Here is a 12,734-nt window from a genome sequence, read left to right on the forward strand (position 1 = left end):
CCCCCGCCGTCGAGGAGCACCGGCGAAGCCGGAGCGTATCGAGACCTAGTACAACAGCATCGCCAGCCGCCGCCGTGCCGCGGCGACGCGCGGGTCCTCGACGCCGGCGACCTGGAACAGCTCGAGCAAGCGCTCGCGCACCCGGTTCTTCCCCGCGGCATCGAGCGCCGGGAAGAGCTCGAGCAGTCGCGAGAACGCGTCGTCGACGTGGCCGCCGGAGAGGTCGAGATCGGCGACGTCGAGCTGTGCGTCGAGGTCGGAGGGCGCGGTCGCCGCACGGTTGCGGATCTCATCGAGCGTCTTGCCCTGCAGTCGCCCGAGCAGGTTGGCCTGCGCGAGCCCGGCCACCGCGAGGTCGTCCCGCGGGTCCTGCGCGATCGCGGTGCGGTACGCGGATGCCGCGGCGTCGTAGTCGCCGCGGCTGATCGCGTCGAACGCCTCCTGGTGCAGCGGCGGCAGCGGCTCCTCCACGGGCTCGCCGGCAACGCCCTCGCCGTCCTCCGCACCCTCGGCGCCGGGCACGCGCCCGGTCACGCCGTTGCGTTCGGCCACCTCGAGCAGCTGGTCGAACACCTGCTCGATCACGTCGTCGGGCTGCACGCCTTGGAAGAGCGGAACCGGCTGGCCGGCGACGAGCGCGACCACCGTGGGGATGGCCTGCGCCTGCAGCGCCTGGACGAGCTGCGGACTGCGATCGGCGTCGGCCGGGGCGAGCACGATGCGGCCCTCGCGCGCGTCGACGAGCCGCTCGAGCGATGCCACGAGCTGGGTCGACTGCTCGCTCCACGATGCCCAGAGCGCGAGCACGACCGGGACCGTGCGCGAGAGCTCGAGCACCTGGCCGAAGGTCTGGTCGTCGACGGCCGCGACGTAGCCGCCGGTCCCGCCGACGGCCGGCGCCGCGGCATCCGTCGCCCGGCGCTCGTCGCGGTGGACGAGCGAGGACAGGTCGACTGCACCGCGAAGGCTCGCGGGCTCGTGGGGTGGGAACGCGTTCGTCACTTGACCTCCGATGCGCCGATCAGGGATTCGGACCATCCGAGCAGGCGGATCTGCTCGTCGGAACCGACCGCGGGAACGTAGAACATGAGCTGGATGCCGATGACGCGCTGGACGCCCTTGGCGCTCTTCTCGTCGAACCCGGAGAGCGCCGCGCCGGGCTGACCCTCCTTGAAGCCGATCGTGCCGCCGTCGTTCGGCGTGACCTTCTCGGTCTGCGTGATCGAGACCGTCACGAGCGCGCCCGAGTCGTTCGTGGCGAGCGCGACGGTCGGGCTGTCGCCCGGCTCGTTCGAGAACGCCACGTCGGCGGTATCCGGGAGGTCGGCGGCGATCGCCTTCTGCCCCTCGACGCCGAGCTGCTGGCGGATGACGTCGCCCTCCGGGTCGAAGAACTCGGCGTACTCGGACTCGTCGCCCTTGAGCAGCACGTCGGCGTACGCCGGCGCCACCTGCCCGGTCGGCATGATCAGGCCCTTGAACTCGGGGTTGATGGGCGGCGCGCCGATCGAGGCCGGGGCGACCTCCGGCACGTCGGCGTCGGGGACGAGCGCGGTCGCGTAGAGCACCTTGTAGTTCTCGCGCGGCGACTCCTGGCGGAGCACGAGCGCGGTGGGTGCGACCGTCTCGTCGTCCTCGTTCTTCGCGATCGTGAGCACGGTGCGCGGCCAGCCCGTGACCTGCTGCGGCAGGGTCAGCGTCAGCGGGGCCGCCGGGATGGCGGGCAGTGCGGCGTGGTCGGGCAGGGACTTCCGGATCGCGTAGTTGGCCTTGCGGGCCTCGTAGGCCGGGCCCGTGAAGCGCTCGGCGAGCCGCTTCGCGTCGGCGTCGGCGTCGACCTCGGTGGTGAAGACCGCGATGCGGCGCATGATGCGCTCCATCTGCGGCACGGTGACCGCGGGGACCACCGCGGGCGTCTCGGACTCGGCCGGCTCGGCCTCCTCGCCCTCGGCGTCGCCGGCGGCCGTCTCGACGGGGGTGGCGGGTGCCGTCGTCTCGGGGGCCGACGAGAGGTCGGGCCAGTAGTCGGCCGAGCACCCGGACAGGGCGATCGCCGGCACGAGCAGGGCGGGCACCAGTGCGACGCGCCGGGCGCGGCCCCGGGACCGGCCGGGCGAACCCGAGCCGAGGGCGGCACGCTGCGATCGCGGCTTGGGCGCGCGCATGAGCTTGCCCTTCGGCCCCTTCGGGAGGTTGCGGCGCGGACCGCGCGAACGGCGGTGGGCGAAGACCCCGGAGATCACGAGGATGATGCCCGCGAGGAAGAGGGCGGCGCCGCCGGCGATGAGCGGACCCGCCCACGGCGTGGCATTGTCGAGCGGCCACGCGACGACGATCCGGCCGGGGGCGGGCGCGGTGCCGTCGGAGGCGATCAGCACGGCGATGCCCTCGGGGACGTCGACGGTGGTCGTGAGCGTGCGGTCGCCCGTGAACTCGTCGAGCCACAGGTCGCTCCCCGCGGGCGACGCGGCGGGGTCGGGCTCCGCCTCGGCGCCCTCGGACTCCTCGTCGCCCTCCGGCTCCTCGGTCGCCGGGGTCGTGGGCGTCGAGTCGTCGACCGGCTCCGCCACGACGACCTCGCTCGTGAGCTCGACCGTCTCGGCGTCGTAGCCGACCGAGACGTAGGGGTCCTCGCCGATCCAGCTGAGCACGTCGTCGGTCCGCCCATAGGAGAGGTAGACGGGACCGCCGCCGGAGACCGTGATCGTCTGCTTGCCCTCGTTGGCGGCCAGCGCCTCGGGGGTGAGCACGGTGTAGCTCGCCTGGTTCTCGACGACCGTCCCGAGCGAGACCCGGTCCGGCTCGAGGAAGACGGTCCGTTGGGCGATGCCGATGCCGACCAGGACGGCGGCAGCGGCGAACGCCAGAATGGCGAGGACGAATCGCACTCGGTTAACCTCCAGGCCGTGGGGGCGGCATCCGACAAAGACACCCCACACTACCGACGGTGTCTGGGAGTCTCCTAACCGATGTCTGGATGACATCCGCCTCCTGACGCGAGGCGCCGGGCCGTATGATCGGAGGCGACCCGCGCGCCCCCCACAACCCCCCACAACGCGGGACACGGACCCCGGAGGAAGAATTGGCCGTCGAAGAGACCGAGTTCACGCAGGTGTTCCGCGGATACGACAAGGACGAGGTCGACCGCAGCATCAACCAGCTCCGTCGCGAGATCATCGCGGCGAACAACGCGTCCGGCGACGCGCAGAAGGAGAACAAGCGGCTCCTCGCGCGGATCGAGGAACTGACCGCCGAGCTCGAGGAGGTCGGCAGCCCCACGTTCTCCGGCCTCGGCACGAAGCTCGAGAACACGCTCCGCGTCGCCGAGGAGCAGTCGACCCGCCTCATCGCCCAGGCCGACATCGACGCGGAGAAGCTGCGTCGCGCCGCCGAGGATGAGGCGCACCTCATGCGCTCCGACGCGCACGAACTGGCCGAGCGCACCCTGAGCGAGGCCCGCGCCCAGGCGAACCGCCTGCTCGAGAACGCCCGCGCCGAGGCCGACGACATGGTCGCCCGCGCACACGAGTCGAGCGAGCAGGCCCGCGACGACGCGAACCGCGACGCCGCGTCGATCCGCGGCACGGCGTCGACCGAGGCCGCCGAGGTGCGAGCCACGGCCAAGCGCGAGTCCGCCGCGGTCGTCGCAGAGGCCGAGCGCAAGGCGGCCGAGATGCTCGTCGCCGCGAACACCGAGGCCAACGAGGCCCGCGCGGCCGCGGCCGGCCTGCAGGAGGAGACCGAGCAGACCCGCGCCGAGGTGGCCATCGAGCTCGACCAGAAGCGCGCCGAGCTCGCGAAGGAGACCGAGCAGGCCCGCATCGACCTCGCCAAGCAGACCGAGCAGGCCCGCCTCGACCTCGAGCGCGAGACGGCCGAGGCCCGCGCGGCGATCGACGCCGAGATCGAGGAGCGCCGCGCCGTCCTCGAGCACGAGCTCGAGCAGGCCCGCACCGACCTTCACCGCGAGCTCGAGTCGGAGCGCGCCAAGCTCGCGCAGGAGCGCGAGCAGGTGGCCGTCGACCTCGAGCGCGAGTCCGAGACCACGCGCCTGAAGCTCCAGCACGAGCTCGACCGCATGCGCGCCAAGCACGCCGCCGAGCTGGAGCAGATGCGCGCCGACCTCGCACTCGAGCAGGAGCAGGCCCGGGCCGACTTCGAGGCCGAGGCCGAGCAGGCGCGCATCGACCTCGACAACCAGCTGACGTCGATGAAGAAGAAGACGACGCACGAGGTCGACCGGATGCGCCGCGAGATCGAGCGTGCCCGCATGGACCTCGAGTCCGAGCTCGCGACCAAGCGCGACGAGGCCGAGCAGGAGCTCCTCGCCGCCCAGCAGGAGGCCGCGGACCAGACGAAGAAGTTCCTCGAGGACGCCAACGCCGAGCTGGCCGAGGCCGTCGCCCGCACGACCGAGGCCCGCGCCGAGGCCGAGCGGCTCGAGACGCAGGCCCGCACCGAGATCGCCGACGCTCGGGACAAGGCCGACGAGGAGGCGCGCGAGCGCGTCGCCGCGGCCCACTCGCAGGCGCGCAAGCTCATCGCCGACGCGGAGGAGCGCACGCGCGCCCTCGTGGCGGACGCCGAGGACCGCCTGGCCCAGATTAGGATCGAGCGAGACGCCGTCGCCGGCTACTTCGAGAGCCTGCGCGGCGTGCTGACCCAGGCGGAGCAGGTGGCGAACAAGTAACGCGAGACGAGGGAGCGCGGGGATTGAAGATCCAGAACGCGTTCCGCATCGCGCTCGTCGGCACGCTCGGCGTCGGCACGGGGCTCGTGATCCTGTCCGCCGTGTCGAGCCTGTCGACGATCCTCACCTACATCGGAGCAGCACTGTTCCTGGCCCTCGGCCTCGAGCCCGCCGTGAGCGGGCTCGAGCGCCGGGGGCTTCCGCGTTGGGGCGCCATCCTGCTCGTCATCGCGGCGGTCGCCGCGGTCGTCGCCGCCCTGCTCGTCGCGGTGATCCCGATCATCGTCGACCAGGTGGCCGAGCTCGTCGCGCAGATCCCGGGCATCATCGCCCAGATCAACCGCGTCGACTGGATCGCCTGGCTGCAGGAGCAGTTCCCGCTGCTCAGGATCGAGGAGATCAGCGAGCAGGCCGGGGCGGCGCTCACCGACTTCTTCACCAACCCCAATCGGCTGAGCGAGTTGCTCGGCGGCGTGTGGGCGGTCGCGATCGCGATCGGCGGCGGGGTCTTCGCGGTCATCGTCGTCGCGGTCCTCACGATCTACTTCACCGCGTCGCTCGACACGATGAAGCGCGCGACCTACCAGCTCGTCCCTGCCTCCCGGCGGGCCCGGTTCGCCGACCTGACCGAGCAGATCACGCAGTCCGTCGGTCGCTACGTCATCGGACAGGTGTCGCTCGCGGCCGTCAACGGGTTCCTGAGCTTCACGTTCCTGTCGATCATCCGGGCGCCCTTCCCCGCCGTACTCGCCTTCATCGCCTTCCTGTTCTCCCTCGTGCCGCTCGTGGGCACCCTGACGGGTTCGGTGATCATCGTCCTGCTCTGTCTGATCCCGGGCCTCGGATCGCCGCTCACGGCCCTCGTCGCGGCGATCTACTACCTCGTGTACATGCAGGTCGAGGCGTACGTGCTCTCGCCGCGCATCATGAGCCGGGCCGTCAAGGTGCCCGGCGCCCTGGTGGTCGTCGCGGCACTGGCCGGCGGTGCGCTCCTCGGCATCCTCGGCGCACTCGTGGCGATCCCCATCGCGGCGGCGATCCTGCTCCTCATCAAGCAGGTCGTCATCCCGCGCCAGAACGAGCGCTGAGGGCCGCTCAGGCCTCCGGGGCCGAGACGGATGCCGCGGGCCACTCGCTCGCGAGCGGCAGCGCGCCGGGGTTCACCGCGCGCACGATCTCGTCGAGCACGCGTCGCGTCTGCGACTCCCCCACCCACAGGTGCTTGCCGCCCTCGACGTCGATGCGCGTGAGGTTCGGCAGCCCCGCGAACCGCTGGGCCGCCTCGGCGGGCTTCAGGTAGTCGTCGTGCTCGGGGATGAGTGCGACCATCGGGACCGTCGCCGACCGCCACCGCGCGAGCTCCTCGTCGCTCGTGCGGTGCAGCGGCGGCGAGAGCAGGATCGCACCGGCGATGCCGTGCTCCAGGCCGTACTTCAGCGCGAGCTCGGTCCCGAACGACCAGCCGACGAGCCACGGGTTCGGCAGTCCGCGTTCGGCGACGAAGCGCATCGCCGCCGCGACATCCGATCGCTCGGTCACGCCGTGGCCGAACTCGCCCTCGCTCGTGCCGCGGTCGGAGCTCGTGCCGCGCGTGTTGAAGCGCAGCACCGCGAGTCCGGCGAGCGCCGGCAGCCGTGCGGCCGCCTTCCGGAGGATGTGCGAGTCCATGAAGCCGCCCGCGGTCGGCAGCGGATGCAGGGTGACGAGCGTCGCCACGGGCGCGCTGTCGAGCGGCGTCGCGAGCTCGCCCACGAGGCGGAGCCCGTCGTCGGTGCGCAGCTCGATCTCCTCGCGATGCGCGGGCAGCAGCACGCCGGCGCGGATCTCGGTCGTCTCGGTCTCGGTCTCGGTCTCGTCGGTCATGGTCTCGTCGGTCACGTCGGTCCGATCCTCCAGCAGTGGGTGTGCCAGTGCCGACGCGAGGCCAGGTCGGCGGCGTCGCCCAGGACGCCGTCGGCCCGCCAGGCCACGAGGTGCGCGACACCCGGGTCGATCTCGAGTCCGCAGCCGGGACAGAGGTAGGCCTTCACGGCCTGCGCCTCGGACACCGGCTGCACGTTCCATTCCCGCCCCGCGCGCACCTCGGTGCGGCGCCACCCCGCCGTCATGCGGGCGACGTCGAGCTCCGGGTGCGGCTCGCGCGCCTTCGCGGCGCGACCACGGGAGCGGTTCGAGCGGGCCATCGGTCCAGTCTACGGTCGGGGCGGAGTCGGGCTCGGGCGGCGGCTTCAGTACCAGCCGACGCTCTGCGAGTGCGCCCAGGCGCCGCAGGGCGTGCCGTAGCGTCCCTGGATGTAGCCGAGGCCCCACTCGATCTGCGTGGCGGCGTTCGTCTCCCAGTCGGCTCCCGCGGTGGCCATCTTCGACCCGGGGAGCGCCTGCGGGATGCCGTACGCCCCGCTCGACGCGTTGTAGGCGTTCACGCGCCACCCCGACTCCTTGTTCCACAGGGCGACGAGGCAGTCGAACTCGGTCGTGGGCCAACCGCGCGCGGCGACCGCCTGCGCTCCGTACGCCTGCGCACTGCCCGGGTCCGGGACGACCGCGGGCGGCGCCCAGCCGGCGGCGGCCGCGGGCTCGGGCTCGTCGGGCTTCGCCTCGACGACGTACCCCTCGGACGCGACGGCGAGCGACGAGTACCCGTCGGCGAGCTCGACCGCCTGGGTGGCCTCGCCGCCGAACCGGTCGACGGGCGTGTACGTCGAGGTCGCCGTGGCACCCGAGTACGGGTCGACGACGTTGACGAGCAAGAAGCTGACGGATGCCGCGAAGGCGAACACCACGGTCGCCGCCTGCTTCACCGGACCCGTGACGCTCCGTCGCTCGGCCGCGCGCGGGGACGGGAGCGGCGATCGGGGCGCCGTCGAGGTCGGCATCGGCCGGGCGGTCGGCTGCGCCGCCCGGAACGAGCGTGCCTCGGCCGCAGCGTCGTCGCGGGCCCAGCGCTCGCGGACGGCATCCATCGGCATCTCGTCGTATCCATCCGAATGCCTGCCCACGATTGGTCGAGTGTATCCGAGGGACTCCCCCCGGGCGAACCCCCGGCCGCTCAACGGACCGCGAGCATGACGTCGACCACGGCGTCGAGCACGAGGTCGACCTGCGCCTCGCGATACCCGCCCCGCTGTGCGGAGAACACGACCGAGCGCACGTCGTCGATCGCGATGGGCCAGCCGTCCCGGAAGTAGCGGGTCAGCCGGTCGGCGAACGCGTCGACCTCGTGCACGTCGTAGCCGACCGCGAGGCGGCTCACCCGGTCGAATCGGGCACCCTCCGGGCGCGCGAGGCGATTCGCGACGACCTGGGCCGTCGTCCGGGCCTCGGCGAGCCAGGCCTCGTCGCCGTGCAGCCGCGACGCGATCTGGCGCTCGCGGAACGCGAAGGCGTCCTCGAGTCGCTCCATCGCCGCATCGACGTGCGACGTGGAGTAGCCGCCCTTCTGCATCGAGAAGGCCGTCAGTCGGATGCGCTCCGCATCCAGGCCCTCGTCGTCTGCTGCAGCGCGGCCGTCGTACGCGCGGCGGGCGCGCTGGAGGAACTCCTCGACCTCGGCGGTCTTGTAGCCCAGCTGGTTCCTGCGGGCACGGGGGAACGTGGCATCCACCGCACCAGTATCGCGCACGCCCAGCGCTTCGCCGCGCACGCTCAGCCGAACAGCTGGAAGGCGGCGAAGGCGACCGCCGCGGACGGGAGGATGGAGTCGAGCCGGTCGAGGAAGCCGCCGTGTCCCGGGAGCCAGGAGCTCATGTCCTTGATGCCGAGGTCGCGCTTGATCAGCGACTCGGCGAGGTCGCCGAGGGTCGCGGAGAGGAAGATCGCGACACCGAAGACCATCCCGAACCACCAGGGTTGACCCAGCATGAACAGCGCGAGCAGCACGCCGGCCACGAGGCTCGCGAGCGCGCCGCCGGCGAATCCCTCCCAGGTCTTCTTGGGACTGATCACCGGCGCCATCGGATGCCGGCCGAAGGCGAGCCCCGAGGCGTAGGCCCCGGTGTCCGCGGCGACGGCCGTGATGATGAACGCGAGGGTCCACCACTGGCCGCCGTCGGCGGCGGTGAGCACGACGGCGAACGTGGCGAGGAAGGTCACGTAGCCCTGCACGAAGACCCCGGCCGCCAGGTCGCGCGCGAGGCCGGAGGTCTCGGCGCGCACGGTCGCCGATGCCTGCTCCGCGAGTCGCCAGACGGCGACGAGCAGCATGCCGCCGAGGACGGCGACGAGCTGGCCGGACGGCCCGCCGTAGTACGCGACCGGGACCGCCACGACGGCCGCCACGACGGTCGGGATGCGCGGGACCCGGTAGCCGCCGTGCTTCAGCGCCGTCGCCAGCTCGGAACTGGAGAATCCGGCCACGACGACCGCGAACACCATGAAGAGTTCCTTGAACACCAGCAGGCTGAGCAGCAGCGTGCCGCCGAACGCCAGGCCGATCAGGATCGCGAGGAGGAGGTTGCGCCCCGTCCTGGCGTTGATGCGCTCCTGCGCCTCGTCGAACTGCGCGCGGGACGCCTCGAACTGCCGTTCGAGATCCACCCGCCGCGCATGCATCTGCGCGCGGAGCTCATCGCGCGTCGAATGCCGCTGGTCGTCGGCGTCCGACCGTTCGCCCTCGGGGACGCCCGTCATCGTGTCGCCTCAGACCTCGAGGAGTTCGGCTTCCTTGCGCTTCAGCGCCTCGTCGATCTGGTCGACGTGGGACTTGGTGACGTGCTCGAGCTCCTTCTCGCCGCGAGTCACCTCGTCGTCGCCGACCTCGCCCTTGAGGGCGTCGAGGTCGTCCTTCGCCTTGCGACGGATGTTGCGCACGGACACCCGCGCATCCTCCGCCTTCGCGCGCACGATCTTCACGAACTCCTTGCGGCGCTCCTCGGTGAGCTCGGGCAGCGTGACCCGGATGATGTTGCCGTCGTTCGACGGGTTCGCGCCGAGGTTCGGCGTGTCGCGGATCGCCTGCTCGATGTCCTTCATGGCGCCCTTGTCGTAGGGCGTCACGACGAGCGTGCGCGCCTCGGGGTTGGCGAGCGAGGCGAGCTGCGCGAGCGGGGTCGGCGTGCCGTAGTAGCTCACCATGATCTTCTGGAAGAGCTGCGGGTTGGCACGGCCGGTGCGGACCGAGGCGAAGTCGTCCTTGGCGACCTCCACGGCCTTCTGCATGCGTGCACTTGCTTCGGACAGTACATCCGCGATCACGGGGACTCCTTCTCTCGGGCTCGGGACAGTCTATCGATCGGCGGTCGGCTCGCCGTTGCTGACGACGGTGCCGAGCTGCTCGCCCAGGATGGCCTTGGTCACGTTGCCCGCGGGCTGCATGCCGAAGACCTGCATGGGCATGCCGTTGTCCATGCAGAGGCTGAAGGCGGTCGAGTCGACGACCTTCAGGCCGCGCTGCAGCGCCTCCTGGTAGCTGATCCGATCGATCTTGTGCGCATCCGGGTTGGTGCGCGGGTCGTCGGAGTAGACGCCGTCGACGCCGTTCTTCGCGACCAGGACGACGTCGGCGCCGATCTCGAGCGCGCGCTGCGCGGCCACGGTGTCGGTCGAGAAGTACGGCAGACCGGCGCCGGCGCCGAAGATGACCACGCGGCCCTTCTCGAGGTGCCGCTCGGCACGGCGGGGGATGTAGGGCTCGGCGACCTGCGTCATCGAGATCGCGGACTGCACGCGGGTCTCGGCACCCGCCTGCTCGAGGAAGTCCTGGAGTGCGAGCGAGTTCATGACGGTGCCGAGCATGCCCATGTAGTCGGCACGGCCGCGGTCCATGCCGCGCTGGCTGAGCTCGGCGCCGCGGAAGAAGTTGCCGCCGCCGACCACGATCGCGACCTCGACCGTGCGGGCCGCGTCGGCGATCTCACGGGCCAGCGAACTGACCACGTCGGGATTGACCCCGAGTGCGCCGCCGCCGAACGCCTCGCCCGACAGCTTCAGCATCACCCTGCGCGTGTGTTCCGTCATCCCCGACCGATCCTTCCCCTCTGGGAGTCAAAACTAGTGGTTCCCGGCCCGCGCCGCAGTGCAGGCGGGTCCGTGCCGCGCCCGGGACGCGTCGCCGCACATCCGGACACAGCAAAGGAGTCCGGACCGCGCGAAGCGGTCCGGACTCCCCTGGCACGTGTTACGCGCCGACCTTGAATCGAGCGAAGTCGCTCACGGTCAGGCCGGCGTCCTGGACGACCTTGCCGACGGACAGCTTGTTGTCCTTGGCGTAGTCCTGCTCGAGCAGCGCGACCTGCTTGAAGAACGCGCCGAGGCGACCCTCGACGATCTTCGGGAGGGCGGCCTCGGGCTTGCCCTCCTCGCGGGTGATCTGCTCGACGAGCGCACGCTCCTTCTCGACCGCCTCGGCCGGGACGTCCTCACGGGTGAGGTACTCCGGCGCGGCGAACGAGATGTGCTGCGCGATCGAACGCGCGGTCTCGGCGTCGTCGCCCGCGTAGCCCAGGACCACGCCGACCTGGGGGGGCAGGTCCTTCGAGGTCTTGTGGAGGTAGATCGAGAAGTGCTCGCCCTTCACGAGGCGGACGCGGCGGAGCTCGACCTTCTCGCCGAGGATCGCGGCCTCGCCGTCGATGAGCTCGGCGACGGTCCCGCTCTCGGCCGGCGCGGCCAGGGCGGCCTCGACGGTCTCGGCGCGCGACGCGGCGACGGCCGCAAGCACGCGGTCGGCGAGGCCGACGAACTTCTCGCCCTTGGCGACGAAGTCGGTCTCGCAGGCGAGCTCGATGAGCGTCGCGGTGCCGTCGCCGTTCTCGACTGCGGCGACGAGGCCCTCGGAGGTCGAGCGGTCGGCGCGCTTGGCGTTGCCCTTGGCACCCTTCAGGCGGAGGATCTCGGTCGCCTTCTCGATGTCGCCGTCGGCCTCGACGAGCGCGTTCTTGGTGTCGGTCATGCCGGTTCCGAGCTGCTCGCGGAGCGCCTTGATGTCGGCGATGCTGACGTTGGCCATGTGGAATGGACTCCCTGTCGTTTCGGAGTTGGGGTGAGGGGTGACGATTACTCGGCGGCGGCCGCGGCCGCGGCGTCGGCCTCGGACTCGGTCGCGGCGACCTCGGTGGCCGCCTCGTCGACGACCTCGGCGGCCTCGGCCTTCGCCTCGGTCTCGCTCTCGGCGACCTTCTCGGTCTCGGCGGAGGACTGCTCCGGCGTGGTCTCCGAGCCGGCCTTCAGGAGCTCCTGCTCCCACTCGGCGAGCGGCTCCGCCTCCTGGCCCTCCTCGGGCTTCTGGTGGCGCTGGATGAGGCCCTCGGCCGCGGCGTCGGCGACGATGCGGGTGAGCAGGCTCACCGAGCGGATCGCGTCGTCGTTGCCCGGGATCGGGTACTGGACCTCGTCGGGGTCGCAGTTGGTGTCGAGGATGCCGATGACGGGGATGCCGAGCTTCTTGGCCTCGTCGATCGCGAGGTGCTCCTTCTTGGTGTCCACGACCCAGAGCGCCGACGGCGTCTTCGAGAGGTTGCGGATGCCGCCGAGCGACTTGTGCAGCTTGTCGAGCTCGCGCTTCTTGAGGAGGAGCTCCTTCTTGGTGAAGCCCGAGGTCGTGCCCTCGAAGTCGAGCTCCTCGAGCTCCTTCATGCGCGCGAGGCGCTTGGAGACGGTCGAGAAGTTGGTGAGGAGGCCGCCGAGCCAACGCTGGTTGACGTACGGCTGGCCCACGCGCGTGGCCTGCTCGGCGATCGACTCCTGCGCCTGCTTCTTGGTGCCGACGAAGAGGATGGTGCCGCCGTGGGCGACCGTCTCCTTGACGAAGTCGTAGGCCTTGTCGATGTAGGCGAGCGACTGCTGGAGGTCGATGATGTAGATGCCGGAACGCTCGGTGAAGATGAAGCGCTTCATCTTCGGGTTCCAACGGCGGGTCTGGTGCCCGAAGTGCACGCCGCTGTCGAGCAGCTGGCGAATGGTGACGACGGCCATGGCCGTTCTCCTTCTGTTCTCAGTTGACGCTCCGACCGGCGGCCGGAAGCCCTGGTGCCCGGCACGGCTCCGCCGGCTCGCGCTTCGATGAGCGCGAGCTGGACTGAGTGGAGTCGGTGGCCGAATGGGCACG

At 71.3% G+C, this 12,734-nt stretch carries 13 protein-coding genes; 2 read left to right on the top strand and 11 right to left on the bottom strand.

Annotation, left to right across the window (positions count from 1 at the left end):
- Nucleotides 1–45: 45 nt before the first annotated feature.
- On the bottom strand, nt 46–1,002 hold the full coding sequence (locus ACQ393_RS03285) for a co-chaperone YbbN (protein ID WP_430645402.1): 957 nt from the start codon (nt 1,000–1,002) through the stop codon (nt 46–48).
- Nucleotides 999–2,888 carry a hypothetical protein gene (locus ACQ393_RS03290; protein ID WP_430645403.1) on the bottom strand — a complete coding sequence of 630 codons (1,890 nt, stop codon included), beginning with the start codon at nt 2,886–2,888 and terminating at the stop codon, nt 999–1,001. The genes ACQ393_RS03285 and ACQ393_RS03290 overlap by 4 nt, the downstream gene beginning before the upstream one ends.
- Before the next feature lie 194 nt (nt 2,889–3,082).
- On the opposite strand from ACQ393_RS03290, the gene ACQ393_RS03295 reads away from it, so the two are divergent.
- Nucleotides 3,083–4,690, top strand: coding sequence for a DivIVA domain-containing protein (locus ACQ393_RS03295; protein WP_430645404.1), 1,608 nt, complete (start codon nt 3,083–3,085; stop codon nt 4,688–4,690).
- A gap of 23 nt (nt 4,691–4,713) precedes the next feature.
- On the top strand, nt 4,714–5,778 hold the full coding sequence (locus ACQ393_RS03300; protein WP_430645405.1) for an AI-2E family transporter: 1,065 nt from the start codon (nt 4,714–4,716) through the stop codon (nt 5,776–5,778).
- A gap of 7 nt (nt 5,779–5,785) precedes the next feature.
- Here ACQ393_RS03300 and ACQ393_RS03305 read toward each other — a convergent pair whose 3' ends face one another.
- The 9 genes from ACQ393_RS03305 to rpsB form a co-directional block, all read right to left on the bottom strand.
- Nucleotides 5,786–6,553: an alpha/beta hydrolase gene (locus ACQ393_RS03305; protein WP_430645801.1), complete on the bottom strand. Its 768-nt coding sequence runs from the start codon at nt 6,551–6,553 to the stop codon at nt 5,786–5,788.
- Nucleotides 6,554–6,564: 11 nt separating this feature from the next.
- Nucleotides 6,565–6,873 carry a hypothetical protein gene (locus ACQ393_RS03310; RefSeq protein ID WP_430645406.1) on the bottom strand — a complete coding sequence of 103 codons (309 nt, stop codon included), beginning with the start codon at nt 6,871–6,873 and terminating at the stop codon, nt 6,565–6,567.
- A 45-nt stretch (nt 6,874–6,918) separates the two neighbouring features.
- Entirely contained in the window at nt 6,919–7,689 is a 771-nt protein-coding gene (locus tag ACQ393_RS03315) for a lytic transglycosylase domain-containing protein (protein WP_430645407.1), read from the bottom strand.
- A 50-nt stretch (nt 7,690–7,739) separates the two neighbouring features.
- Nucleotides 7,740–8,294, bottom strand: a complete 555-nt coding sequence (locus tag ACQ393_RS03320) for a DivIVA domain-containing protein (RefSeq protein WP_430645408.1) — start codon at nt 8,292–8,294, stop codon at nt 7,740–7,742.
- A gap of 41 nt (nt 8,295–8,335) precedes the next feature.
- Entirely contained in the window at nt 8,336–9,319 is a 984-nt protein-coding gene (locus ACQ393_RS03325) for a phosphatidate cytidylyltransferase (RefSeq protein ID WP_430645409.1), read from the bottom strand.
- A gap of 9 nt (nt 9,320–9,328) precedes the next feature.
- Entirely contained in the window at nt 9,329–9,883 is a 555-nt protein-coding gene (frr, locus tag ACQ393_RS03330; RefSeq protein ID WP_430645410.1) for a ribosome recycling factor, read from the bottom strand.
- 30 nt (nt 9,884–9,913) lie between these two features.
- Nucleotides 9,914–10,645, bottom strand: a complete 732-nt coding sequence (gene pyrH, locus ACQ393_RS03335) for a UMP kinase (RefSeq protein WP_430645411.1) — start codon at nt 10,643–10,645, stop codon at nt 9,914–9,916.
- Between the two features lie 160 nt (nt 10,646–10,805).
- Nucleotides 10,806–11,636, bottom strand: a complete 831-nt coding sequence (tsf, locus tag ACQ393_RS03340; protein ID WP_430645412.1) for a translation elongation factor Ts — start codon at nt 11,634–11,636, stop codon at nt 10,806–10,808.
- Between the two features lie 47 nt (nt 11,637–11,683).
- Nucleotides 11,684–12,601, bottom strand: coding sequence for a 30S ribosomal protein S2 (gene rpsB, locus ACQ393_RS03345; protein ID WP_430645413.1), 918 nt, complete (start codon nt 12,599–12,601; stop codon nt 11,684–11,686).
- Nucleotides 12,602–12,734: the final 133 nt, after the last annotated feature.

Source organism: Agromyces sp. GXS1127 (genome assembly GCF_050565425.1).
Lineage (GTDB): Bacteria > Actinomycetota > Actinomycetes > Actinomycetales > Microbacteriaceae > Agromyces.

What these genes read in the sequence shown, in the direction of transcription:
- pyrH (WP_430645411.1), bottom strand. Translation starts at nt 10,645, where the DNA reads ATGACGGAACACACGCGCAGGGTGATGCTGAAGCTGTCGGGCGAGGCG.
- ACQ393_RS03305 (WP_430645801.1), bottom strand. Translation starts at nt 6,553, where the DNA reads ATGACCGACGAGACCGAGACCGAGACCGAGACGACCGAGATCCGCGCC.
- rpsB (WP_430645413.1), bottom strand. Translation starts at nt 12,601, where the DNA reads ATGGCCGTCGTCACCATTCGCCAGCTGCTCGACAGCGGCGTGCACTTC.
- ACQ393_RS03325 (WP_430645409.1), bottom strand. Translation starts at nt 9,319, where the DNA reads ATGACGGGCGTCCCCGAGGGCGAACGGTCGGACGCCGACGACCAGCGG.
- ACQ393_RS03310 (WP_430645406.1), bottom strand. Translation starts at nt 6,873, where the DNA reads ATGGCCCGCTCGAACCGCTCCCGTGGTCGCGCCGCGAAGGCGCGCGAG.
- tsf (WP_430645412.1), bottom strand. Translation starts at nt 11,636, where the DNA reads ATGGCCAACGTCAGCATCGCCGACATCAAGGCGCTCCGCGAGCAGCTC.